Below are 22586 nucleotides of genomic sequence, written 5' to 3'. Positions count from 1 at the left end.
TTTGTACTGCCAATTAGCGGTTCTGGTTCTCGCAGCTCTGGTTACCTACAGTACAGGATGTCTTACATGCAGACTGGCAGGATGTCTGGCACTCGCCGCAGCCGCCTTTCTTCATGCTGTTCTTCAGTGTGCTTGCGCTCAGTGTCTTTACGTGTTTCATCTCTATGTCCTCCTTCATTTTTTTAGTATATAAAGTCCTACAGATTATATCATATGTTGCCCACTTGTGCAAGCATTTCAATTTACCGTGTTTCTCACAGATTCCGGCTTTTTTGGAACTGTTCACGGGTAGGCACTTTTGGAACCGAAAGTGCCGTAGAAAACGTGGTGGCAGCAGGAATTTGCCGTATTGAGATGCGAAGCCACGGCAAATTCCGTTACTGGGCACGTATGCGTGAACAGTAACGCTTGTTTGTAACAATGTTTCATTCTGCAGGCATATTTGTCCTTCTTTGTTCATACGAATAGAAAAAGAATGCACACAGGTATTTTATCATGGAAAAATCAGCTATCCAGATTCTGCTCCGTTCTTCCCTCTTCTCCTACGCGGCAACCGCTGTCTTTCTGCTTCTGCTCGCGTTTGGGATGTACCGGTTTCAGTGGGGTGAAAAGGAAATCACGCTAGGAGTGCGCGGCATCTACATTCTCGCCTGCTTTCTGGCAGGACTCGTCGCCGGAAAGAAAGCAAAAAGGCGCCGGTTCCTCTGGGGATTCTGTGCCGGCGCCCTTTATTTTCTTATTTTTCTAGCCCTGTCTTTTGCGATCCGACAGTCCCTCAAGGAGACTGCCTCATCCCTGCTGCTTTCCTTCGCCCTCTGCGCCGGAAGCGGCACCATCGGCGGTATGTTTAGCTAACGCCGCCTCCGACGGGCTTAACAGGTACAGATGAATCTTATCGATCCGGTTCTTATCCACACATTCGACGACGAGGCGGACGTTTTCCACCACAACCTCTTCTTTTTCCTGTGGAAGATGGTTCAAAAGTCCGATCACCAGTCCGCCAATGGAATCATATTCGTCTGACTGGAGTTCCAGATTCAGGCGTTCATCCAGATCGTCAAGTTTGACCGAACCGTCTACCATGTATTCCCGCGGGGCGATGCGCTGTATGGACTTTTCCTCGTCTCCATCGTACTCGTCCCGGATATCTCCGACAATCTCCTCCAGCATATCTTCCAGCGTGATAAGACCGACCGTCGAACCGTACTCGTCGAGCACGATCACGATGCTGATCGCTGCTTTCCGCATCTCGCGCATCAGCTCAGCAACCTTCTTAAACTCATATGTATAGAGAGGTTTCCGCAGATATTTCCGGACAGAAAAGCCCTCTTCCCCGCCTTTTAAGAAAATATCCTTGATGTTCAGAACACCGATGACATTGTCCGTCGTCTCCTCATAGACCGGGTAACGCGTGTATTTCTCACTGCGGAATACCTCCATCAGCTCGTCATACGTCGCATCCACGTCCACAAACGTCATGTTGACCTTCGGAAGCATGACATCGCGCGCCACGGCGTCCCCAAAATCAAACACATTGTTGATCATCTTCTTCTCTTCGGACTCGATGACGCCCTCTTCGTGGCTGACCTCCACGATCGTCCGCAGCTCATCCTCCGTGATGGACTCGCCCTTTGCCTTCACATCCACGCGAAGCAGCTTCAACACTAAAAACGAGAGCTGGTTGACCACAAAAATGACCGGTGTCAGCACCGTCATGATATAATAAATGATTTTAGCGAACCGAAATGCAATCCGCTCAGCCTGTATAGTCGCAACCGTCTTCGGCGTGATCTCGCCGAAAATCAGGATTAAAAGCGTCAGAATGCCCGTCGCAATCCCTACGATCTTGTTACCCCAGATGTGGGTGGCAAGAACCGTCGCAAGAGAAGACGCATACAGGTTTACCACATTGTTGCCGATCAGAATCGCACTCAGCATTTTGCTCGGATCCTCTATGATCTTCAATACATACTCTGCCTGCTTATCGCCATTCTCCGCCAGCGTCCGCACCCGGATCTTGTTGACCGTCGTCAGCGCCGTCTCCGTCGAAGAAAAGAAAGCCGACATCAAAAGCAGAAGTATCAAAATCAATAGCTGTATCCCATCACCAGAACTCAAAAAACTCAACTCCTATCTCCCCATGTAGGGGATTACTCTTTTTTAAGGTTGATTCTACCGTATTTCATAGGTTCTGTCAATAAATACAGGCTTGCATTTCCATACTTCTGCCGTCTCCGGGAGTTTGACCGTTGAATAATAGAAAAATACCTTGCAGGCCGCATAGAACCTGCTTTTTTTTGTGTCAAAAAAATTCGGAGTCTTTTTATATTGCAAAAAGCTATATTAATAACGAGGGAAAAAGTACATCTGTTAATGTGCGTAAACTGGGAACACTTAAAGAACTCCTTATTAAACATGGACCTCATACTCTCTGCTCCACCATGCCTGATATCCCGTATTTTCGGTCACTATTTCCTTATCATTAAAGCATATTTCAGTCTCTGCCGGAATCTCAACAAAGCTTGGGCGTGACATATAAATCTTTATGTTATCCATTTGAAATATCATTTTAAGAACATTCGGACCACATTCTTCCATTGCACTTTATTTTACTTTACCCTATAATGTTTATAAAAACAATCCAATTCTTACAGTCATAAAAGATACAAACCAGCGTTACTGTTCACGGATAGGCACTTTTGGAACCGAAAGTGCCGTAAGGAAACGCGGTGGCAGCAGGAATATCATAAAGGAGATAAGCAAATGAATTTATCCCTCGGAATCGACATTGGCAGTTCCAGCACCAAGGCGGCGGCGCTGGATGAGCATGGCACTCTGCTTGGTACGCTTCAGGTTCACGCGGATGACCCGCGCACCTCGGCTTACGGTGTTCTCGGGCGTTTCCTGGATCAGCAGGGCGCTTCGTTTGACGATGTTGAAAAAATCGTCCTGACCGGGCTCGGTTCGACGTATTTCCATGAAAATATCTTCGGCATCCCGACCATCCATGCCCTGGAGCTGGATGCCATCGGGCGCGGCGGCTTATACCTGTCCGGGCTTGATGAAGCGCTGGTGGTCAGCCTTGGAACCGGCTCTGCCTTTATCCGCGCTTCCAAGACAAACGGCTTCCGTCATCTGGGCGGAAGCGGTGTCGGCGGTGGGACACTTGTCGGCATGGCGGAGCGTTTTCTCGGCGTCACCGACATTTTTCCCTCTCAGAGATGGCGCTGCGCGGCAATAAGGCCATGGCAGATCTCCGCATTGCCGACGTGCAGGAGGAAGATGTCCCGGGACTTGCCGCCGACTTAACCGCTGCCAATTTTGGGCGAATCAAAAGCGGCGCCTCGGATGCTGATCTGGCTGCCGCTCTTTTCAATATGATTTATGAAAATGTGGGTGTGATGGCGTCCCTAGCGCTCAGCCAGGACACCACCCGGAATGTCGTCCTGACCGGTTCTCTCGCCAGCCTTGCACCTGCTGCAAAGACCTTTGACATTTTCAATCAGATGCACGATGTCTTTGGAATCGACTATATCATTCCGCCTCATCCGTCTTTCGCCACGGCAGTCGGAGCGCTTTTATGTGATCCTCTGCCGGAGAACTAAGATCACGGACGGCTCCCAGCAGATCGGAGGCTGCGATCAGGGCGCTTCCTGCGAAGATGAAAAAGTCTCCCAGATTAAAGACGACCTTTTCCAGATATTTACACCGGATGCTGAAATAATCTACCACATAACCGCGTTTGAGGCGGTCATACAGGTTACTTAAACCACCCGCCGTGATGAGGGCAAAACCGATCCGATCGGCTTTTCTGCCTTCGTCCCGGCACAATAACCATGTCAGAATGCCCGCTGCCGCCGAGGTAAAGACAACCGGCACCATGCGGACCAGTTCTTTCTTTTCTTTTTTTACTCCAAAACAGAAACCGTCGTTGTGATTGCGGTACAGGCGGATCTTTCCATGGCTTTTTTCCATGTCGCGCGGAAAATCTTCCGGTTTCTGGGCTTCTATGTTTTCCTTGCAGAAATAATCGATACCGAACAGGGCAGCTATCATATACAGATATTTTTTCATAAGGGCACCTCCTCATATAAATGTCATTATCTAACTTATATTTATTATAACAAGTTTTTCCGACAGAGTATAGGGAAGCTTTCGTATTTTACCGCATATCTTATCTTAAATTCTAAAAAATCTCTATGGAAAACGCTATGAATTGCTCTTCTCTTCCAGACAACCAAACCGCTGATTTTATCGAACGTTTTTTTCCTTTTACCTATAACCAGATTTTGGAAAATGATTCCGGCTGCTATGATTTTGTCAATCATGAGTATGTGATCTGGCACCGGTCTCTGGCGGAGGCGCTGCCGCTCTCAGTCCAGCAGTATGGCTATGACTCGATCCCGAATCTTTATACCATATTAGATACATCCAGCCTGGACAGCGCAGGAATTTCCCGGACCGCAGAACAGCCATTCCTGGGAAACAAGGGGCGCGGGACGCTGATTGGGATTGTGGATACGGGGATCGATTATACAAATCCCTTGTTACGCGATCCGGATGGAAGCACGCGCATCGCCGCCATCTGGGATCAGACGGTTCCGGGCGCGGGGCTTAGCACGCCGGATCCGATCGATGCGCTGCACTACGGAAGTGTCTACCAGCGTTCCCACATCAACGAGGCGCTGCGCTCGGAAGATCCGCATTCCATCGTCCCCACCTCGGATCCTCTCCGCCACGGCACGCAGATGGCGCTGATCGCCGCCGGTTCCGAAGATGCCGATGCTTTTTTCTCCGGGGCGGCGCCGGAATCGGAACTGGTCGTTGTCCGCTTGAAACCAGCCAGAACCTATCTTCGCGATTTTTTTCTGATCCGCGAGGATGCCATCGCCTTTCAGGAGGACGACATCATGCTCGGAATCAAGTTCCTTCTTTATATTGCCAGGCAGGAGAAAAAGCCCCTTGTGATCCTGCTGGGTCTTGGCACCAATACCGGAAGCCACAGCGGCACTTCGCCGCTTGGTCTATATCTGAACAGCCTGTCGCGCGCCAGCGGGCAGATTCTGGTCGCCGCCGGAGGCAATGAAACCGGGCGCGGGCACCATTTTCGCAGTGTATTTCCTGCTTCCACCTCCTATGAGGATGTGGAACTGCGGGTCGGTCCCAGCGAACGGGGATTTACGCTGGAACTGTGGGCGCGTGAATCGGAGCTTTACAGTGTCGGATTTTTATCCCCCTCCGGCGACGAAACGGGACGCATCCGGCTCTCCGGCGACGAAGAACGCCGGATTCCCTTTCTTCTGGAAGGAACGACCATTCACCTCAACTATACCAGCTCCGAGCTGGCGACCGGAAGCGAACTGATCCTGATGCGCTTTGATGCCCCCGCCGCCGGAATCTGGAAAATCCGCGTCTACCACACGCTCTCGATTCAGGGTGAATACCATATGTGGCTGCCGGTGCACGGCTTTATCTCGGATGAAACCTTCTTTCTGCGCCCGGATCCGGACACAATCATCACCGATCCGGGCAATACAGCAGCCATCATCACCACCGCCGCCTACAGCCACCAGACGGGCGGGATCTATCTGCATTCCAGCCGCGGTTTTACCCGCACCGGAGCTATCAAGCCCGACCTTGCCGCCCCCGGCGTCCGGCTCCCGCTTCCCGATTATCAGGAGGTAACCGGAACCTCATTTGCCGCCGCCATGACCGCCGGAGCCGCCGCGATCCTGCTCTCCTGGTCTGCCTATACGCCATCAGCCCCGCGGATCAACACCTCGATTGCCAAGCGTTTCTGATCCGCGGGGCTGACCGCCGAAATTCCATCGAATATCCCAGCCGGGAGTGGGGGTATGGGACGTTAAACCTATATAACTCTTTTTTATCCATGAGAAGTTAATTAACTTCTGCTGTTTTCTCTTCACACACAAATTGCTTTTCCGGATCCTTACATCGCTAACTTTCACCACATCCATGACACCGTTCACCGATCATGTTCCTGAAAAGCTATTACCCCCGCATCTCTATCCGCGGACCGCCCTTCTTCTCCAGATACGGGCGCGTGATCACAACGGATCCGATATTCGGATCTTTCGGGATCTCATACATGATATCCATCATAAAATCCTCTAAAATTGCACGCAGCGCACGGGCACCCGTATCTTTTTCCAGCGCCCGCTCAGCGATCCACTCCAGTGCATCGTCCTCAAACACAAGTTTGACCTCATCCAGCGCCAGCAGGCGCTCATACTGCTTGAGGATCGCATTTTTCGGTTCTTTCAGAATCCGCATCAGTAATTCCTTTGTCAGCCCCTGCAGGCTCACAAGCACCGGCAGACGTCCGAGAAACTCTGGAATCATGCCAAAATTCCGCAGATCTTCCGTTGTCACCTGGCTCAAAATATCCGGATCATTGTCAAATTCATCCTTCAAATGGGAGTTGAAACCCATCGTGGAACGCTTTTTCAGGCGCTCCTTGATGATATCATCCAATCCTGGAAACGCGCCGCCACAGATAAACAGGATGTTGTTCGTATCCACAGTCGCCATCGGCGTGAGCGCATTCTTCTGGTTTGAGCCGACCGGCACCTCTACCTGGCTGCCTTCCAGAAGTTTTAAAAGCTCCTGCTGTACCGACTCACCGCTGACATCGCGGCTCATCGTATTTTTCTTTTTCGCAATTTTATCGATCTCATCGATGAAAATGATGCCGTGCTCAGCTTTCTCCACATCATTTCCAGCCGCTGCCAGAAGCTTGGAGACTACGCTTTCTATATCATCTCCGATATATCCAGCTTCCGTGAGCGCCGTCGCATCCGCGATCGCCAGCGGCACATCCAAAAGCTTCGCCAGTGTCTTGACCAGGTACGTTTTTCCGCTTCCGGTCGGTCCCAGCATCAGGATGTTGGATTTCTCAATCTCCGGCTCGCCGCCCTGCATCTGCATTCCCTGTGCCGCCGCGTTTTCCGCCTTTTCTTCCGTATTTTCATTTGCCCGAAGCTCGTCCTGCTGCCGGAGAATCACGCGCTTATAATGGTTGTAGACTGCCACTGAAACTGCCCGTTTCGCCCGCTCCTGCCCGATCACATACGCATCCAGCTGCGCCTTGATCTGGTGCGGTGCCGGAACATCCTTCATCGTCAGAAATTTCTCCGCGTCTTTTGCCTTGCTCTTTTTCTTGATCTTATTTTTCTCTGGAATCTCTGTATTCGGCATCTGCATGCCCGCAAAATCATTGAGATTCATGTTCATAAACGGCATATTTTGAAGCTTGGAAAAGTCCATGCCCGACTTGGAAATCGAGTCAAATGCTTTCTGCATACACTCATGGCAGAAATTCATCCCACCCGGCATCGTGATCATCTCTCCCGCCTTGCTCTCCGGGCGGCGGCAGACGTAGCAGATTTTCTCGTAATCATCCGAATGATCTGTACTGGTTTTATTTGTATCTGTTTCGTTTATATTGGTTGTCGTATCTATATTCTGGTTATCACTCATATTTTTATATCTCCTCCAATCTGAAAGCACCTTTTCATTTTATCATAGCTTGTGAAAAACGTAAATCATAACAGCAGCCGTCATTTCGTTTTAAAAATAAAAAAATTTCCTATGAAACAAAAAGACAGATGAATCACCGCCCTCTCTGATTACAAGAGGATCTACCGGCGGTTCACCTGCCTTCTTTTCTATATCTTCCTGATTTTATTCATTTCCGCTTCGCAACAGTTCCGTATCTTCACCGTTACGGGCAAATATCCATTCCAGCCCACTTCGCTGATGGGATATTTTCTATCTTCCCAGTTTTCTCTGCGGACTTGCCTGTGATTCACTCCGACTCTCGTTCTGGCTATCCTGGCTCTGCGGCATATCGCTCTTGGAGCCCAGTGTAATCTGTACGTTTCTCTCGACATATTTGCCATTTTCCAGACTCTGTACCGTCATGGTAACGGTGGAACCTGCCTTATAGTAAGTCAGCAGTTTCTTGAGATCATCACCATTCTTTACCTTTTCACCGTCAAACTTGGTGATAATATCACGCTCCCGCAGATCCGACTTGGATGCCGCGCCGCCCGCAACAATCTTGTATACATAGATACCTTCCGGCATGCCATACGCCTGCGCCATCTGGCTGTCGATATTCTGAAGCTGGATTCCCAGATATCCCTGCTCATTCTCATCGACAGCTACCTTCGTCGTCTTCGTCATCAGGTCGCTGATAATATCCTTTGCCTGTGAAATCGGGATCGCATAGCCGATGCCCTCAACACTGGTGTCCGAATACTTCGCCGCATTGATGCCGATAACTTCACCGTTCATATTTAAAAGTGCGCCGCCGCTGTTGCCTGGGTTGATCGCCGCATCGACCTGCAGAAGTGTCCGCTCTACGTCGTTGATGGTTAGCTTTTTATTTAAAGCGCTGACATAACCGACGGTAACCGACTGCCCCTGTCCCAGTGCGTTACCGATTGCCACAACCCCCTGTCCCAGCTTCAGGGAATCAGAATCGCCCAGATCGGCTGCCTTAATCTGTTTTCTCGTTTCTTCCGGTATATCCGAAAGCTGTACGGCAATGACTGCCAGATCCGAATCGGAATCAGTACCTTTGACCGCTGCCTTAACGCTCTGGTTATCAATAAAGGTAACCGAAAGTTCCTCGGAATCTTCAACGACATGGTTATTGGTAATAATCAGAAGTTCCGTGTCATTCTGTCCGGCAATGATTCCGGAACCGCTGCTCGGCACCTCGTACTGCTGCTGACCAAACAGCCAGTTGTCCTGTGTATAAATCATCTTGTTGTTGATCGCTACAACGGACGGCATCGCTTTCTCTACAATCGAAGAAACATCGTTGCCAATGGAGGCCTGCGTTTTAGTGCCCGCATCTGCCTGTGTCTCCTGGGAAACCTGACCGATCGTTTCCTGTGCGGTCTCACCCGGAAGAAGCCGGTTTGAAAGTGCATTCACGCCGACCATGGTTCCGCCTGCCACACAGCCAAACAAAATGCCCGACATCACAAGTGCCGCAATTTTCTTACCAGTATTCTTAGAGCCATGTCCCCGGCCACTCCGTTCTTCCGGAATATAGCTGCGTTCTGGCTGCTTCTCTGCATTCTCTTTCGGATCTGCTCCGGCTGCTGCCTCCGGTTCTCCATCGAGACTGCCCCGGTAACGGGAATCATGATAACCGCCATAATCGGAAGTTTCTTCTTTTTTAGCAGTATCGTTATTCTTTTCCTCATAAGCGCTGTCCGAATAAGCGCCCTCCGTATAATCTACATCCTGATCGTGTCTCTCATTTCTTTCATTCTCGTCATACATATATTCATACCTCCTGTTCTCAGGAATCACAGCTGCGTACTGTCCATTTTGCGAACCTTCCCGCAGCGGATTGTTCATACTCTTATATTCTGTCTCAGGCTTTCTGCCCTCTCTCTGTTTACATGAGATAGTCTATCAGTTATTTGTGATGTAATTGTGAAAATAAAATCATAAATCTGTGAAGCTTAAAAACATCTCTCGGTTTTCACTTGTCAGTCCTTCTCTCCTCTTGTATACTTAATGAAAGAAACGAATTTTACATTTTATATGAAAGGACTGTTACATCCATGATGAATACACAGGCAGTTGTCCATATCCGCAAAGGCGAGGCTCGTTCCCTGAAAGCCGGCGGTATGTGGATCTATGATAATGAAATTGAACGAATTGAGGGCGACTTTGAAAATGGCGATATCCTTCGTGTCGAAGATTTTGACGGTTATCCGCTCGGATGTGGTTTTATCAACACCCGCTCCAAGCTTACCGTGCGGATGCTTTCCCGCAAAAAGGATACTGTCATCGACGATGCTTTTATCGAAATGCGCGTCCGCAATGCCTGGGAATACCGCCGTCAGACAGTTGATACCAGCAGCTGCCGCCTGATTTTCGGCGAAGCAGATTTCCTTCCGGGCATCGTGATCGACAAATTTTCCGATGTGCTGGTCGTTGAATCCCTGGCGCTCGGTATCGACCGTCTGAAACCGCTGATTCTGGAAAAGCTCGTCAAGGTGCTTGAGGAAGACGGCATTCATATCCGCGGTATTTACGAGCGCAGCGACGCTAAGGTCCGCTTACAGGAGGGCATGGAGCGCTATAAGGGCTTTATCGGGGAACCATTTGATACAAAAGTAGAGATCGTTGAAAATGGTGTCCGCTATCTGGTAGATGTCAAGGACGGGCAGAAAACTGGCTTTTTCCTCGACCAGAAATACAACCGTCTGGCAATCCAGCGTCTCTGCCCGGGCAAACGCATTCTGGACTGTTTTACCCACACCGGCTCCTTTGCCTTAAATGCAGCCGTCTCCGGCGCCAAAGAGGTCATCGGCGTGGATGCGTCCGAACTTGCCGTCGCACAGGCGCGTGAAAATGCAGAGTTAAACGGTGTTTCCGGCACTACCACCTTTCAGTGCGCGGATGTCTTTGACCTGCTTCCGGAATTAGAGGCAAAAGGTGAGCAATTTGACGTTGTGATCCTCGATCCGCCTGCCTTCACAAAATCCCGCAGCTCGGTCAAAAATGCCATCAAGGGCTACCGCGAGATCAATATTCGCGGTCTGCGTCTGGTAAAGGACGGCGGCTACTTCGCTACCTGCTCCTGCTCCCATTTCATGACGCCGGAGCTCTTCACAAAGGCGATTCAGGAGGCAGCCCGCAGCGCCCACCGCCGCCTGCGCCAGATCGAATACCGCACCCAGGCAGCCGACCATCCGATTCTGTGGGCGGGGGATGAGACGTCCTATTATCTGAAGTTCTACATTTTCCAGGTGGTGGATGAAAAGTAAAATTACAGAATGTTTGTAGGACTATAACCAAGCAATATGAACTGCTATTATAAATCATGAATCTGCAAATCCTCTCAGAGCAATCTGAGGGGATTTGTGTTATACAATTTTCAAGGGAAAACGAAAATAGCCGCCATTACTGCAATAATGACGGCTGTTAATAAAACAGTTGTTTAATTTATTCAGGTAAACCGCTCCTCTGGCTTTTCCTTTTTTCTATCCCTAATATAACATATCTTTTCATCCAATGCAAGCGAAACCCCCTTTATAGAAATACGAACTCATAAGGGATTACCGCTGCAGCACCATACACCAAACCGGTGCCGACACCATCGAAAGCAGCGTCGTAAATACCACGCACTTCGTCGCAAAGACTTCATCCCCGCCATATTTCGCGGCAAGAATCGCCGTCGTGCTTGCTGCCGGCATCGCTGCCAGCACCACAGAAATCCCCATCACCAGCGTGTCGATATGGAACAGGAGGCAGCCGATCCACACAAGCGCCGGAATCAGGAGCAGGCGCACGGCGGCATAGTAGCAGCTGAGCGGCGTGATCATCGTCTTCATATCTGCCTCCGCCAGAACGGTTCCGACAAAAATCATGGAGACTGCCGTGTTTGCCTTGTTTAAGCTATGTACCGTATCTCCCAGGAATCCCGGAATCTGCATCTGTAAAAGCATCAGCACAAAGCCGATGAATACGGAAACAATACACGGATGCGTGCATATCTTTTTAATCAGCGTCTTCCGATCCGGCGCCTTCGTAAAATACGTCATTCCCAGCGACCACATCGCAGTTCTCTGCGGAATCAGGTAAAAAGAGGCGTAGAAAAGCCCCATCGAGCCGAAGATGCCCTCCGCCACCGGATTTCCCAGAATCCCGGCATTGGACGCCATCGTCGCGTATTTGAGGACCTTCTTCTTTTCCTCTCCCACACCCGGATACAGTACCATATTTAAGATATAACAAGCCACCTGAACCATACACGAGACGAGCAGCGCCTGTGCGCTGCTCTTTAAGATATCCATGCTCAGTTCTACTTCAAATGACTCGATGATACTGCAGGGAAGCGTCACAAAGATGACCAGATCCGCAATGACCCTTTTTCCCTCATCCGTGATAATTCCCTTCTTCTTTAAGGATGCACCCAGAATCATCAGGGAAAATAACATTCCCTGCATCCGGTACAAACCATCTAAATTCAAAGCATTTCCTCCGTTTCACACTCTCTCATCACTCAATGATGATTCCCACATCCGTCTTACTTCCCGGTGCACTGCTTCCATTCGGGGAACCGCTGCCGGAAGGTTTTTCTCTGCCATTCTCCGTCTCGCCGGTGCCAGAATTTCCGCCCGGAAATGCCGACGAAGAACCGCCAGACTCTGCCTCACTGCTCTCCCGCGCATTTTCCTTTGATGCATGCGTACCGTCCGGACGGCTTTCCTGCTCAGAAACGCCATTCTCCTGTGTTTCCGAAGCATTACCGTTCTCTTTCTCCGACTCATCGATGCCGCTCCCGGCTTCCTGGCTTTCGTCCGCGCCGCTCTCCTGCGTCGGATCCAGGATGGAAATTGTCGTCGCCTCGGTCGTCTTCGGCAATTCCTTCGTTTCTGCCTGTTTCGTGCCATGAACGCCTGTATCTGATACAATTTTCTGACTGATCGTCCGGACCGTCTCAGTCGGCGTGTATTCCTCATCGCCAAACAAGAAATGATGCAGCTCGATGACATTGCTCTCCAGCGTCTGCGGGATGACGCAGGCGCCCTTGCGTCCCATCTTCTTTTCCCTCAGCTCCGACGGGAAACCGGTCGTCTCGGTCAGATGGTAACGCGTAATATTTCGTCCTATCTTCAACAGATCATTGATCTCGATGCTGGTCGCCACCTGTGGAAATACCGTCTGCACAATATTGTTGATCGTCGCCCAATCTGCTTTTTTCATCTTCTCAAACGCGAGGGAAATAACCTTTCTCTGCCGTTCGGTACGGGCATAGTCCGTATCCATCAGACGGAGACGCCCATATGCAACCGCCTGCACACCGTCCAGATGGTTCATGCCCGCTGATTTAAGCTGGGTCGAAGCGACGCCGGTCTCTGCTCTCAGAATGAACGCATTGATATAATAAAACTCTGATTTCGTGATCTCCACGTCAATGCGCCCAGAATGTTGATCGCATCTGCAACGGCTTTCCAGTTAAAGGTCGCATAATCGTCAATATCGATATCCAGGTTCCTATTGAGCGCCTTGACAACCTGCTCCGGTCCGCCCTGCATATAAGCGGCGTTGATTTTGTTGTAGGTATTCTTGTCGCTGATATTTAAATATGAATCCCGGTACACCGAAACCAGACGTATCTCACCGGTTCCCTGATCGATGTTGCAGAGAATATTGACATCCGAGTTATTGCCCTTTCCGACCGATAAGTTACGGCTATCCACGCCGAAAACCGCGATCGTCCAGTAACCGCTCATCTGCTCCTGCTTCTCCTCCGAAATCTCGACGTTTTTGATCTCATCCGGGTTCCACGGAAGCCGCTGCATCAGATCCAGACGGCTGCTGATATACGAATATCCCGCAAAGCAGAGAATCCCGATCAGCATCACGCTCTCCAGAAGAATAAACCATATCTTCCGCTTCTTTTTCCGGCGCGCTTTCAATTTAACCGGGTCGGCGTAAATATCCGACCGGTTCATGGTCCGGGTTTTCTCCTGATTCCGGCTCTCCCGGCTGCTGCCAGGCTGCGTCTGTCCCCTCTTTGCCGCTTTCTGACCACTTCGGCTTCTATCTCCGCTCCGGTGGGATCCGTCCTCCCGGCGTTCCGTAAATGAATCCGTGATCAGTGTCAGACCATCGTCTTCCATCTCCGACGGTTTTGCCCGTCGGCTCCGGCGGTGTCCTGACCTATCTCTTTCTTCTTCATATCCCATGTGGTTTTCCTCATCAATACGCGTTTTTATTTATAAAGCCCTTAAAAACCGTCAAAAACATGATTTTAAAATCAAATCCCAGCGTCCAGTTCTCGATGTAATACAGATCATGCTCAATCCGCTTCGTGATCGAGGTATCGCCCCGGTAACCATTGACCTGTGCCCATCCGGTCATTCCCGGACGCACCTGGTGTTTGATCATATAACGCGGAATCTCTTCCTTGAATTTTTCAACGAAAAACGGGCGTTCCGGGCGCGGTCCAACCAGGCTCATATCGCCCTTCAGAACATTAAACAGCTGCGGAAGCTCGTCAATGCTCGTCTTCCGGATAAATCTTCCAATCGGAGTCACACGCGGGTCTCCCGGCGTCGTCCACTGGCTTTTCTCCTTTGCCGCCGACTGTACCGCCATCGAGCGGAACTTATACATCTTAAACGGCTTATTGTGAAGTCCCACCCGCTCCTGACAGAAAATGACCGGTCCCGGCGAAGTCGCCTTTATAAGAATCGCCGTCACCAGCATCACCGGTGAAAACAGGATGAGCGCCATCATGCCGCCGACCAGATCCATCGTCCGCTTCATCGTTGCGTTGAGCAGATTCGTGAGCGGCACATGGCGGATGTGGATCACCGGAAGTCCCTGCAGATCCTCCATAAACGGACGGGTCGGGATAAAGTTATAATAATCCGGAATAAATTTCGTATGCACACCCGATTTTTCACAGCCTGCCACGATTTTTTCCAGTTTTCCATACTCCTGGATGCTCAGGGTGATCGCGATCTCATCCAGCGTATTGAGCGCCAGAATCATATCCAGATCGTCAATTTTGCCGATCACGCGCACTCCCTTATATTCTTTGCCCCACTCCTCATGGTCATCCAGAATACCGCGGATTTTATAGCCCCACTCCGGGTTGACATTCACACGGTCAATAAATCCTTCCGCTGCCCGGCTGTAACCGACCAGAAGCAGATGCTTCTGGTTATATCCCTTCGACCGCATCGACCGGAGCGCTATCCGCAGGATATTCCGCATCAGAATCTCAGCAAAGAGATTGATGCCAAAAAACAAAAATACCATCGGACGGGAGAAGTTGTGGAAATACTCATTTTTACCGCCCAGGTAAAGCATCAGTGAGATCACCAAAAGACCGATGATGTTCGCCTTAAAAATATTGGCTAACTCCACCCGTCTTCCCTGAACCCGTTTGGGCGTGTAAAGATGAAAAAATGCGTATAAAATCAAATAAAACGGTACAATAAGAACGCCAGCCGCCAGATAGACGACTGCCATTGCGCTCTTATTATGCCCTGTTACATTAAACCACGACGTTCCATTGACGATAAACCACGCAAGTGCGTAGGCGCATGCAATGACACATGCGTCCAGCACTACGTGGAAATGGTTCAGCCGTTTCTGGTTATCTTTTATCATAGTATATCACCTGAATTCAGATTAAGCTCCCGGACCTGCCGGACCGCCGGGGCCTGCTGCATCGCTGTTTCCGGAATCCCCCGGTTCCTGAATCTCTGTGACCGGACTTTTCACACCGGAATTATCCGACGCACCCGGAGAAGTCTTTTCACTGGATGCCGATGTCTCTGCCGCTGTCGTGGTTGTAGATCCCGGTTTTGCAATGGAAGACTTCGTCTCCGATGTGCTGCCTGGTCCGGATAAAGAATCATCCGCCTCGGTTGTCTTATCCGTATGATTTTTCTTGCCGGGAGTCGTCGTTGTTCCTGGTCCCTTACTGCTGTTGCTCTTCGACTCTTCTTCCTCCCAGTCAATCCAGTCTTCATCCGGATCAAAGATCTCGTCCAATCCGATCGAGCTCTCGCTCTCGCCCTTCTTGGTCTCATCCCCGCTCTCGTCATCCGACTCGTCCGAAGCACTCGTCGATGACTTCTTAGCGGCATCCTTCGCCGCTGCCTGCGCGGCAATCCGGCTCGCCCGTTTCTTGATAAACGTCTGGGCGCTGACACCCTGATCGACCGGAACATGACCGATCAGCTTCGCATTCGTCGTAAGACCTGTTACCTGCGCGATATGGTTGCTATACTCCTTGACATTGGACGGAACCTGATAATCTTCCTCATCAAACAGGAACTTATGAAGCTCTTTTACGTTGTACTCCAGTGTCTGCGGGATAACGCAGTCGCCGATCTTTCCAACATCCTGCTCGCCTCTGGCTGCCGGGAATCCGGCGGTCTCACCGATATGGAACTTCGCGATATTGCGTGCCAGCGGAATCAAATCCGTAATATCAACATTGGTTGCAAGCTGCGGCATGATCGTCTGAATCAGACAGTTGAGTGTCGCCCAGTCTGCATTTTTTGCCTTATCAAAGGCTTTCTGAAGAATAATTCTCTGACGCTCGGTACGCGCATAGTCCGTATCTGAATAACGGATACGTCCGTATGCAACTGCCTGGATACCATCCAGATGTACATTGCCCGCATGGGTCAGCTGATGAGAACCGATACCAGTCTCCTTTACGGTCTCCGTGATGAAGGCATTGATCCAGGAGAACTCTGCATCGCTCAGCTCGACATCTACACCGCCCAGAATGTTGATGGCATCCGCAACCGCTTTCCAGTTGAACGTCGCATACTGGGTAATGTTAAGACCCAGGTTCTTATTCAGCGCCTTAACTGCCTGCTCCGGACCGCCCTGTGCGTAAGCGGCGTTGATCTTATTATAAGAGTTTTTATCGTTGATATTCAGATAACTGTCCCGGAATACCGATACAAGGCGGATCTCACCCGTCTCCAGATTGATATTGGCAATCATGTTGACATCCGCGTTCGTACCTTTTCCGACATTCATCTGCCCGTGCTGACTTCGCGAATCGACACCGAAGCACGCTACGGTCATGTAGCCCTTCATATCATCGATCTGTTCCTGGGACAGGTTGACGTTCTTAACCTGGTCCTCGTTGAAATCAATCTTCTGCATAGAACCGAAGGTTCTGTGATACATATACCAGAACGCACCGCCCAGAATCATCAATATAATCACGACAATCTCCGCCGCAATGATCATATGCTTTCTGTGGCGCGCCGATTTACGGTAATGGCTGCCGCGGCGTCCCGAACTCTTTTTTCCACTTCCAGCGCTCTTAGGACCGCTGTAGCCGGAACGTACTGAACTGCTGCCCGCCTCACCTTTTCTCTGGCTATTTTCGACTGTACTGCTGACTCTTCTGCGGCTGGTGCCGGAAGCAGAACTGCCGCGCGAAGAATACCCTGCCTGACTGGCACGGCTGCTTCTGCCCTCGCGGCGCGCCCTCATGCGCTCCAGCTCATCATCCTCATAATTCATAAGCTACCTCATCTTTCACTTGCTTGCTGCCGCTCAGACATTGTCTGATAAGCAGCCTTTCTCCGTGTTGCATCTGCTAAACCATGACCGTTCACACATCGCGCAAACTCTAAGTTACTGTCCACTCATACGTGCCCAGTAACAACTCTAACCTTTTCCTCACGATTTATCAGATGCTGCTTTTTTCTCGATCTGTCTCACAGCAAATTCATAGACATAGAGAAATGTCCCGGCTAAAAGTTCCAGCTCTATCGCCAGATAATTTTTAAGCCGTTCCGGGCGGTACGCCACTTTTTTACACTTCTTTGCCGTCCGTATGCCTTCTTTCAGACCTTCCAGATAATCTTTTCCAAACCCGAGTTTCCTGAAAAATGAATATTTCACGAAAATCCCCGCTGCGATCGGAATCGCATTTATGATAAGCTGTAAGCACGGCATATTTTTATAATTCAGATACACATTGTTGCGTGCCGCCAGCTTAACCTTGAATGAATTGTACTTGGAACCGCTGGTTCCGCTTCCGACGTGCCATACCAGCGCCGCCGGGCAGTATATATTGTCATAACCCGCAATCCGGGCTCTATAGCCCACATCAATATCTTCCAGATAGGCAAAATGCATCTCATCGAAATAGCCTATCTCCTCAAATACCTCTCTCCGGTAGATCGCTGCGCCCGCGCACGCCGAGAATACCCGGCTTGAACGGCGGTAATGCGTAAGATCCCGTCCCACGCCGCGCTGGTACGCCCAGCCAAGCAGGGAATACATATCGCCTGCATCATCCAGCCTGTCCGGATGGTACATCTGGATCATCCGACTGCTGACGGAAAAAATGCGCTCCGACTGACCGATCGCACGCACCATCTCCGCCACGAAATACTCGTCCACCCGGACGTCATTATTTAAAAGCAGCACATACGGTGTGTCTGCCGCCTTGATTCCGACGTTGACTGCACCGGAAAATCCCGTGTTTTCCGGCAGGAAAATCGTATCGATCTGATGTTCCTTCAGCCACTCCACGCTTCCGTCCGTCGAACCGTTGTCCACCACCAGCGTCCGGAAATTCGGATACGTCTGTGCATTCAGTGAACGGATGCATTCGTCCATAAACTTTAACCCATTATAATTGGGAATAATAATTGTCGTTGTAATCTCCATCCCGGGTTATACCTCCAGATGATACGGTTCTCCGATTTTCTCTTTTTTCAGATCCCTGAGGGCGAAATTGGACTTCCGCAGCGTCAGGTTCGGATTGTAGTAAGGATCTCCATCTTTAAGGATCTCCGGCCAGCGCCCCGAGAAAATCTTGATCTCCCTGTTAAAACGCGCCACCTTCTCCGGCGTATCCTCCAGTCCTCTTGACTTCGACTCATAATGATACAGCAATGCGTACGGATTGTAAACCACTAAATGATTTGATGCCCGCACTTTCATGCAATAATCGATATCGTTAAATGCGACCGCCAGCTTCTCCGTAAAGCCGCCGACCTCATCAAAGAGCGCTTTCTTTGTCATCAGGCACGCCGCCGTCACAGCGCTGTAATCCTGTGTACTCATCGCACGGTGGAAATAGCTGTTTTCCGCCTTATGAAGCCCGATAAACGTATGCCCTGCGATGCCGCCGAAACCAACCACGACGCCCGCATGCTGGATCGTATCATCCTGATAGAGCAGTCTCGCGCCAACGGCGCCGACGTCCTCACGCTGGCACAGTCCCAGCATCTCCTCGATGAAATTCTCCGCAATCAGCTCGGTATCATTATTTAAAAACAGCAGATATTCGCCCTTTGCGAAGGTCACGCCGAAGTTGTTGATCGCCGAATAGTTAAACTCGCGCTCCCAGGTTACCACATGGACATTGGAAAATTCCTTCTGAATCTTTTCATAGTATTCAAAGGTTTCCTTCTCCGTGCTGTTGTTCTCTACAATGATAAACTCAACATTGCGGTACGTTGCCCGCGTCTCAATCGCCCGCAGGCATAGATCCAGATCCGTATGGTGATCCTTATTCGGAATGATGATCGATACCAGCGGTTCCCCCTGAATTTTATATACAGAGTGATAAATGCCGTAGTCCACACCTTTTTCCACGCGCTCCGCCTCGATACCGACGCGTTTATAATGATCCATGATCGCGCGCGCACCCGCATCAAATGCGTACAGCTTGCTCTCCGGGTTGCTCGCTGTCGAATCCTTGTGGCAGCGCCAGTGATACAGCACCTTCGGGATATGGCGGATCTCCTTCGCCTTCTCCGTACAACGGAAAATGAAGTCATAATCCTGCGCTCCGTCGTATTCCTGACGGAAGCCGCCCACCTGCGCTGCCAGATCGTGGCTGACGACAAACAGATGGCAGATATAATTGACGCTGCAGAGCAGATCGATATTGAAATCCGGCTTAAAATGCGGATCAAACAAAGCGCCGCCGTCCATATCCAGCTTATCCTCATCCGAATAGAAGCAGTCGCATCCCGGATGTTCCTGTAACAGTTTCGCACACTCATAGAGAGCATTCGGTGTCAGCTTATCGTCATGGTCTGCCAGCACGATATAATCGCCGGTCGCCATATCCATTGCTGCATTCGTATTGCCGGAAATGCCCTTATTTTCGCCTAAAATTACGTATTTAAAGCGGCTGTCCTTCTTCGCATACTGCTCCAGCACCCGCTCACAGCTTTGTCCTGCCGGACTGCCGTCCGCCACGCAGACCTCCCAGTTTACGTATGTCTGTTCCGCGATCGAATCCAGCATTTCCCGCAGGAATCGCTCCGGTGTCTTAAATGCCGGAATCACGATCGAGAATTTAACCGGCGCGTCAAACACCTTTTTCCTCTGCTCCTCCAGCTCCTCCGCCGTCGCTTCGTCAGTGAATACCACTCGCCGTAATCGTAGTCATTGTCAATTCCCTGCAGTTTGTGCTTGGATTTTACCAGCAGGGCTTTCAGACCATTTTCCTTCCAGAAATCCAGGCAGACCCGCACAGTCTCCATGTTCATCAGATCGCGGATCTTCTGCATCCGCTTGTGCGCCACACTGCTGCGCTTGCGGATCAGTTCTTCATTATATTTAATGCGGATTTTGCGTCCCTCGCCTTTTGCGATCAGATAATAATCTTTTCCGCGCTCATACGGGAACTGGATATCAAATCCAAGCTCTTTTTCTACCGTTCGCCCAAAATAAATCTGGCTGACGTCGTCGCGGCGGGTCGCCACATACTGAAACCGGATCGGCTGATGTGCCCCATCTTCAACCTGATAGGTGATCTCCGTCTCCGGCGTCTTTCCGATCGCCCAGCCATTGAGCTGAATCGAATTTTCACGAATCCGAACTACATCGACATTACATTTCATGCTGTTTGCCCCCAACTTTTTTTACCGGTGTATCAAAATTCAGCCGCTCTTCCTCCACTACCAGCGGACGCTTCATGACTCTCGAATTGATCGATAAAATATACTCCCCCACCAGACCGATGAAAAAGATCTGAACCGACCCTAAAAAACACATTCCAATCAGAACCGGCGCCATACCAGCCGGAAAATCATACCAGTGAAGCAGTTTCATCACCAGATATACAATCGCCACGATCATACTGATCGCCGCGCAGATACTTCCAAAGATCGTCGCCAGGCGCAGACCGACCTTCGTATAGGAGGTCACACTGAGCATCGCAGCATCGTAGAGCCGGTAAAAATTGTTGTGTGTCTTGCCTGCGCGGCGCTGCGGCTGGATATACGGGATCTCCTTGCGCTTATAACCAAGCTCCGCCACGATTCCGCGCAGAAACGGCGTCGGATCGTCAAGCTCCCGCAGAATCTCAATAAAATCGCGGTCATACAGACCCGAACCGGTAAAATGCTCAATCTGCTCGACATCGGAGAGTTTCTTTATCATCTTGTAATAGCAGCTCCTCAGCGCATACATGATCGGGTTTTCCTTGCTTCCCGTCTTGATGCCGATGACAATCTTGTAGCCATTTTCCCACTCATGGACATATTTCGGGATCATATCGACCGGATCCTGAAAATCTGCCACCATGCTGATCACGCAGTCGCCGGTACACTGTAACATTCCATAATACGGGGAATTGAACTGTCCAAAGTTTTTGGCATTAAAAATTGCCTTGATCCGTGGATTCTCGCTGCAGATCTTCCGAAGAATCGGGCGCGTCTGGTCCGTCGAATCATTGTCGATAAAGACAAGCTCATAGTCATATTCCGGCAGATCGCGCTCCAGCGTCTCCACAACCGCCTCGCTGATCGGACCTACATTCTCTTCCTCGTTGTAGCAGGGAATTAATATACTGATTTTTTTCATACTTTTCTGATTCCTATTAATTTGCTTTTTGTTTGAACTCTTCTGTTTCGTTCCACCAAATTTCGAACACAAAAAAAAGAGAAAGCCGCTTCGGCTATACTGCCTTTATTTTAAACGTCTTTCTCTCTTTTGACAACCTACAATTTTCTTAACGATTTTTGGCTGCTTCGCTATTTACTTGGCATAAACTGATAAAATATGTCCAAATATTTACCATTCTCTCCCGTCACTCTGCACAGAGGGCAGAAAAATCATTTCTGAAAAGCCAGAATTCTCTTCATTCCTTCTTCAAAATATACCTGTGGCTTCCAGCCAACCACCCGCTCCATCTTGCGGATATCCGGGATCAGATTGACGATTCCCTCTGCATTCGGCGGGCGGACGCCAAATTCCATGCTGCCCTGCCTGCCGCACAGCTCATAGACCGTCTCGACAAACCCGCGCAGCGGTCCTGTCTCATCCATCGGACCGCCCAGATTGTAGACACATCCATGATCCGCGAGATTTCCCGCATATTCTGCCAGATCCGCCAGGGCGCGCCCCGCATCGTCAATATACATGAAGTTCCAGAGCTGCGTGCAGGCGGTCATCGTCATCTTCTCCCCTGCCCGGAAGACCCGGACACAGGAGGAAAGAAGCGACCGACGGGTGATCACCGGTCCATACGTGCTGAAAATCCGTGCATGCCCGTAATCCAGTCCCAGTTCCCGGCAGAGCACTTCCGCCTGCTGCCGTACTGCCAGTTTCGCGCGTCCATACGGGGAGGTCGGCTCGCAGACCGTCTCCTCGTCTGTCAGCTCGCTCTTGACGCCATACTCCGCCTGCGAACCTGTAAAGAGAAACCGCCGGCATCCGAGGTCTTTCGCCACGCGGACGGCATTCAGCGCGTCCTGCACGCTCTCCTCCTGGACTGACTCATTTTTCCGTGAATCACTCCCTGCACCGCGCCAGCCCATATGGAGAAACACATCGCATCCGCCCGGAATCCGTTCCGGCAGTTTCGAGAGATTCCCCAGATCCTCCTCCAAAATCGTGAGTCCCTGCGGAAATTTTCCATTTTCCCGCAGCAGATCCGCTTTCGTCGAATGTTCCCGCAGTACGGCGTATACCTGATGTCCGCGATGTAACAGCTCGCGCACCGCCCCCAGACCTACAAAGCTGGTGGCGCCTGTGACAACTATCTTCATTCTATCGTTTCCTTT

At 50.4% G+C, this 22586-nt stretch carries 20 protein-coding genes; 5 read left to right on the top strand and 15 right to left on the bottom strand.

Going from position 1 to position 22586, the window contains the following annotated elements:
• Positions 1-13 precede the first annotated feature (13 nt).
• Complete coding sequence (gene scfA / locus DWZ16_RS09530; RefSeq protein ID WP_022359867.1) at positions 14-160, bottom strand: six-cysteine ranthipeptide SCIFF; 147 nt, start codon at positions 158-160, stop codon at positions 14-16.
• Positions 161-495: 335 nt separating this feature from the next.
• Here scfA and DWZ16_RS09525 point away from each other — a divergent pair, with 335 nt between their 5' ends.
• The gene (locus tag DWZ16_RS09525; RefSeq protein WP_107001467.1) at positions 496-855 is read left to right on the top strand and encodes a TIGR04086 family membrane protein; all 360 of its coding nucleotides are present in this window, start codon (positions 496-498) and stop codon (positions 853-855) included.
• Here the strand turns inward: DWZ16_RS09525 and DWZ16_RS09520 are convergent.
• On the bottom strand, positions 790-2118 hold the full coding sequence (locus tag DWZ16_RS09520; protein ID WP_107001466.1) for an HlyC/CorC family transporter: 1329 nt from the start codon (positions 2116-2118) through the stop codon (positions 790-792). The genes DWZ16_RS09525 and DWZ16_RS09520 overlap by 66 nt on opposite strands.
• A gap of 645 nt (positions 2119-2763) precedes the next feature.
• On the opposite strand from DWZ16_RS09520, the gene DWZ16_RS16210 reads away from it, so the two are divergent.
• Both DWZ16_RS16210 and DWZ16_RS16205 read left to right on the top strand, forming a co-directional pair.
• The gene (locus DWZ16_RS16210; protein ID WP_243021990.1) at positions 2764-3309 is read left to right on the top strand and encodes a BadF/BadG/BcrA/BcrD ATPase family protein; all 546 of its coding nucleotides are present in this window, start codon (positions 2764-2766) and stop codon (positions 3307-3309) included.
• A complete protein-coding gene (locus tag DWZ16_RS16205; RefSeq protein WP_243021989.1) occupies positions 3246-3605 on the top strand; it encodes a hypothetical protein in 360 nt (119 codons plus the stop codon). The genes DWZ16_RS16210 and DWZ16_RS16205 overlap by 64 nt, the downstream gene beginning before the upstream one ends.
• On the opposite strand, the gene DWZ16_RS09505 is transcribed toward DWZ16_RS16205, so the two are convergent.
• On the bottom strand, positions 3535-4074 hold the full coding sequence (locus tag DWZ16_RS09505) for a signal peptidase II (RefSeq protein WP_118522675.1): 540 nt from the start codon (positions 4072-4074) through the stop codon (positions 3535-3537). The two genes, DWZ16_RS16205 and DWZ16_RS09505, sit on opposite strands and share 71 nt — an antisense overlap.
• A 137-nt stretch (positions 4075-4211) precedes the next feature.
• Between DWZ16_RS09505 and DWZ16_RS09500 the strand changes: the two genes are divergently transcribed.
• Positions 4212-5801 (top strand): S8 family peptidase, encoded by a 1590-nt coding sequence (locus tag DWZ16_RS09500; RefSeq protein WP_243021988.1) that lies wholly within the window; start codon positions 4212-4214, stop codon positions 5799-5801.
• A 211-nt stretch (positions 5802-6012) separates the two neighbouring features.
• Here DWZ16_RS09500 and clpX read toward each other — a convergent pair whose 3' ends face one another.
• Positions 6013-7500: an ATP-dependent Clp protease ATP-binding subunit ClpX gene (gene clpX, locus DWZ16_RS09495; protein ID WP_118522674.1), complete on the bottom strand. Its 1488-nt coding sequence runs from the start codon at positions 7498-7500 to the stop codon at positions 6013-6015.
• Positions 7501-7791: 291 nt separating this feature from the next.
• Positions 7792-9321: a S1C family serine protease gene (locus DWZ16_RS09490; RefSeq protein WP_118522673.1), complete on the bottom strand. Its 1530-nt coding sequence runs from the start codon at positions 9319-9321 to the stop codon at positions 7792-7794.
• Positions 9322-9611: 290 nt separating this feature from the next.
• Between DWZ16_RS09490 and DWZ16_RS09485 the strand changes: the two genes are divergently transcribed.
• On the top strand, positions 9612-10820 hold the full coding sequence (locus tag DWZ16_RS09485; protein ID WP_118522682.1) for a class I SAM-dependent rRNA methyltransferase: 1209 nt from the start codon (positions 9612-9614) through the stop codon (positions 10818-10820).
• 291 nt (positions 10821-11111) lie between these two features.
• On the opposite strand, the gene DWZ16_RS09480 is transcribed toward DWZ16_RS09485, so the two are convergent.
• From DWZ16_RS09480 to DWZ16_RS09445, 10 genes are all read right to left on the bottom strand, one after another.
• On the bottom strand, positions 11112-12026 hold the full coding sequence (locus tag DWZ16_RS09480; protein ID WP_182427327.1) for an AEC family transporter: 915 nt from the start codon (positions 12024-12026) through the stop codon (positions 11112-11114).
• A gap of 28 nt (positions 12027-12054) precedes the next feature.
• Entirely contained in the window at positions 12055-12969 is a 915-nt protein-coding gene (locus tag DWZ16_RS09475; protein ID WP_412694327.1) for an LCP family protein, read from the bottom strand.
• Positions 12921-13748 (bottom strand): LCP family protein, encoded by an 828-nt coding sequence (locus DWZ16_RS16855; protein WP_412694326.1) that lies wholly within the window; start codon positions 13746-13748, stop codon positions 12921-12923. The genes DWZ16_RS09475 and DWZ16_RS16855 overlap by 49 nt, the downstream gene beginning before the upstream one ends.
• Positions 13749-13761: 13 nt before the next feature.
• Positions 13762-15183, bottom strand: a complete 1422-nt coding sequence (locus DWZ16_RS09470; RefSeq protein WP_118522672.1) for an undecaprenyl-phosphate glucose phosphotransferase — start codon at positions 15181-15183, stop codon at positions 13762-13764.
• A 21-nt stretch (positions 15184-15204) separates the two neighbouring features.
• Positions 15205-17070 carry an LCP family protein gene (locus DWZ16_RS09465; RefSeq protein WP_118522671.1) on the bottom strand — a complete coding sequence of 622 codons (1866 nt, stop codon included), beginning with the start codon at positions 17068-17070 and terminating at the stop codon, positions 15205-15207.
• 159 nt (positions 17071-17229) lie between these two features.
• Entirely contained in the window at positions 17230-18228 is a 999-nt protein-coding gene (locus DWZ16_RS09460) for a glycosyltransferase family 2 protein (protein WP_022359149.1), read from the bottom strand.
• A gap of 6 nt (positions 18229-18234) precedes the next feature.
• Positions 18235-19947: a glycosyltransferase family 2 protein gene (locus tag DWZ16_RS09455; protein ID WP_412694325.1), complete on the bottom strand. Its 1713-nt coding sequence runs from the start codon at positions 19945-19947 to the stop codon at positions 18235-18237.
• Complete coding sequence (locus DWZ16_RS16850) at positions 19860-20420, bottom strand: hypothetical protein (RefSeq protein WP_412694324.1); 561 nt, start codon at positions 20418-20420, stop codon at positions 19860-19862. Before DWZ16_RS16850 ends, DWZ16_RS09455 begins: the two co-directional genes overlap by 88 nt.
• Entirely contained in the window at positions 20410-21384 is a 975-nt protein-coding gene (locus tag DWZ16_RS09450) for a glycosyltransferase family 2 protein (protein WP_107001455.1), read from the bottom strand. The genes DWZ16_RS16850 and DWZ16_RS09450 overlap by 11 nt, the downstream gene beginning before the upstream one ends.
• A 251-nt stretch (positions 21385-21635) precedes the next feature.
• Complete coding sequence (locus DWZ16_RS09445) at positions 21636-22571, bottom strand: NAD-dependent epimerase/dehydratase family protein (protein WP_118522670.1); 936 nt, start codon at positions 22569-22571, stop codon at positions 21636-21638.
• Between the last annotated feature and the right edge of the window lie 15 nt (positions 22572-22586).

Source organism: Clostridium sp. AF29-8BH (assembly GCF_003478145.1).
Lineage (GTDB): Bacteria > Bacillota > Clostridia > Lachnospirales > Lachnospiraceae > Otoolea > Otoolea fessa.
This window is presented reverse-complemented; position numbering and strand designations above follow the sequence as displayed.

Coding starts and splice junctions, on each gene's coding strand:
- scfA (WP_022359867.1), bottom strand. CDS start 160: ATGAAACACGTAAAGACACTGAGCGCAAGCACACTGAAGAACAGCATG.
- DWZ16_RS09525 (WP_107001467.1), top strand. CDS start 496: ATGGAAAAATCAGCTATCCAGATTCTGCTCCGTTCTTCCCTCTTCTCC.
- DWZ16_RS16210 (WP_243021990.1), top strand. CDS start 2,764: ATGAATTTATCCCTCGGAATCGACATTGGCAGTTCCAGCACCAAGGCG.
- DWZ16_RS16205 (WP_243021989.1), top strand. CDS start 3,246: ATGGCAGATCTCCGCATTGCCGACGTGCAGGAGGAAGATGTCCCGGGA.
- DWZ16_RS09505 (WP_118522675.1), bottom strand. CDS start 4,074: ATGAAAAAATATCTGTATATGATAGCTGCCCTGTTCGGTATCGATTAT.
- DWZ16_RS09500 (WP_243021988.1), top strand. CDS start 4,212: ATGAATTGCTCTTCTCTTCCAGACAACCAAACCGCTGATTTTATCGAA.
- clpX (WP_118522674.1), bottom strand. CDS start 7,500: ATGAGTGATAACCAGAATATAGATACGACAACCAATATAAACGAAACA.
- DWZ16_RS09490 (WP_118522673.1), bottom strand. CDS start 9,321: ATGTATGACGAGAATGAAAGAAATGAGAGACACGATCAGGATGTAGAT.
- DWZ16_RS09485 (WP_118522682.1), top strand. CDS start 9,612: ATGAATACACAGGCAGTTGTCCATATCCGCAAAGGCGAGGCTCGTTCC.
- DWZ16_RS16855 (WP_412694326.1), bottom strand. CDS start 13,748: ATGGGATATGAAGAAGAAAGAGATAGGTCAGGACACCGCCGGAGCCGA.
- DWZ16_RS09470 (WP_118522672.1), bottom strand. CDS start 15,183: ATGATAAAAGATAACCAGAAACGGCTGAACCATTTCCACGTAGTGCTG.
- DWZ16_RS09465 (WP_118522671.1), bottom strand. CDS start 17,070: ATGAATTATGAGGATGATGAGCTGGAGCGCATGAGGGCGCGCCGCGAG.
- DWZ16_RS09460 (WP_022359149.1), bottom strand. CDS start 18,228: ATGGAGATTACAACGACAATTATTATTCCCAATTATAATGGGTTAAAG.
- DWZ16_RS16850 (WP_412694324.1), bottom strand. CDS start 20,420: ATGAAATGTAATGTCGATGTAGTTCGGATTCGTGAAAATTCGATTCAG.
- DWZ16_RS09450 (WP_107001455.1), bottom strand. CDS start 21,384: ATGAAAAAAATCAGTATATTAATTCCCTGCTACAACGAGGAAGAGAAT.
- DWZ16_RS09445 (WP_118522670.1), bottom strand. CDS start 22,571: ATGAAGATAGTTGTCACAGGCGCCACCAGCTTTGTAGGTCTGGGGGCG.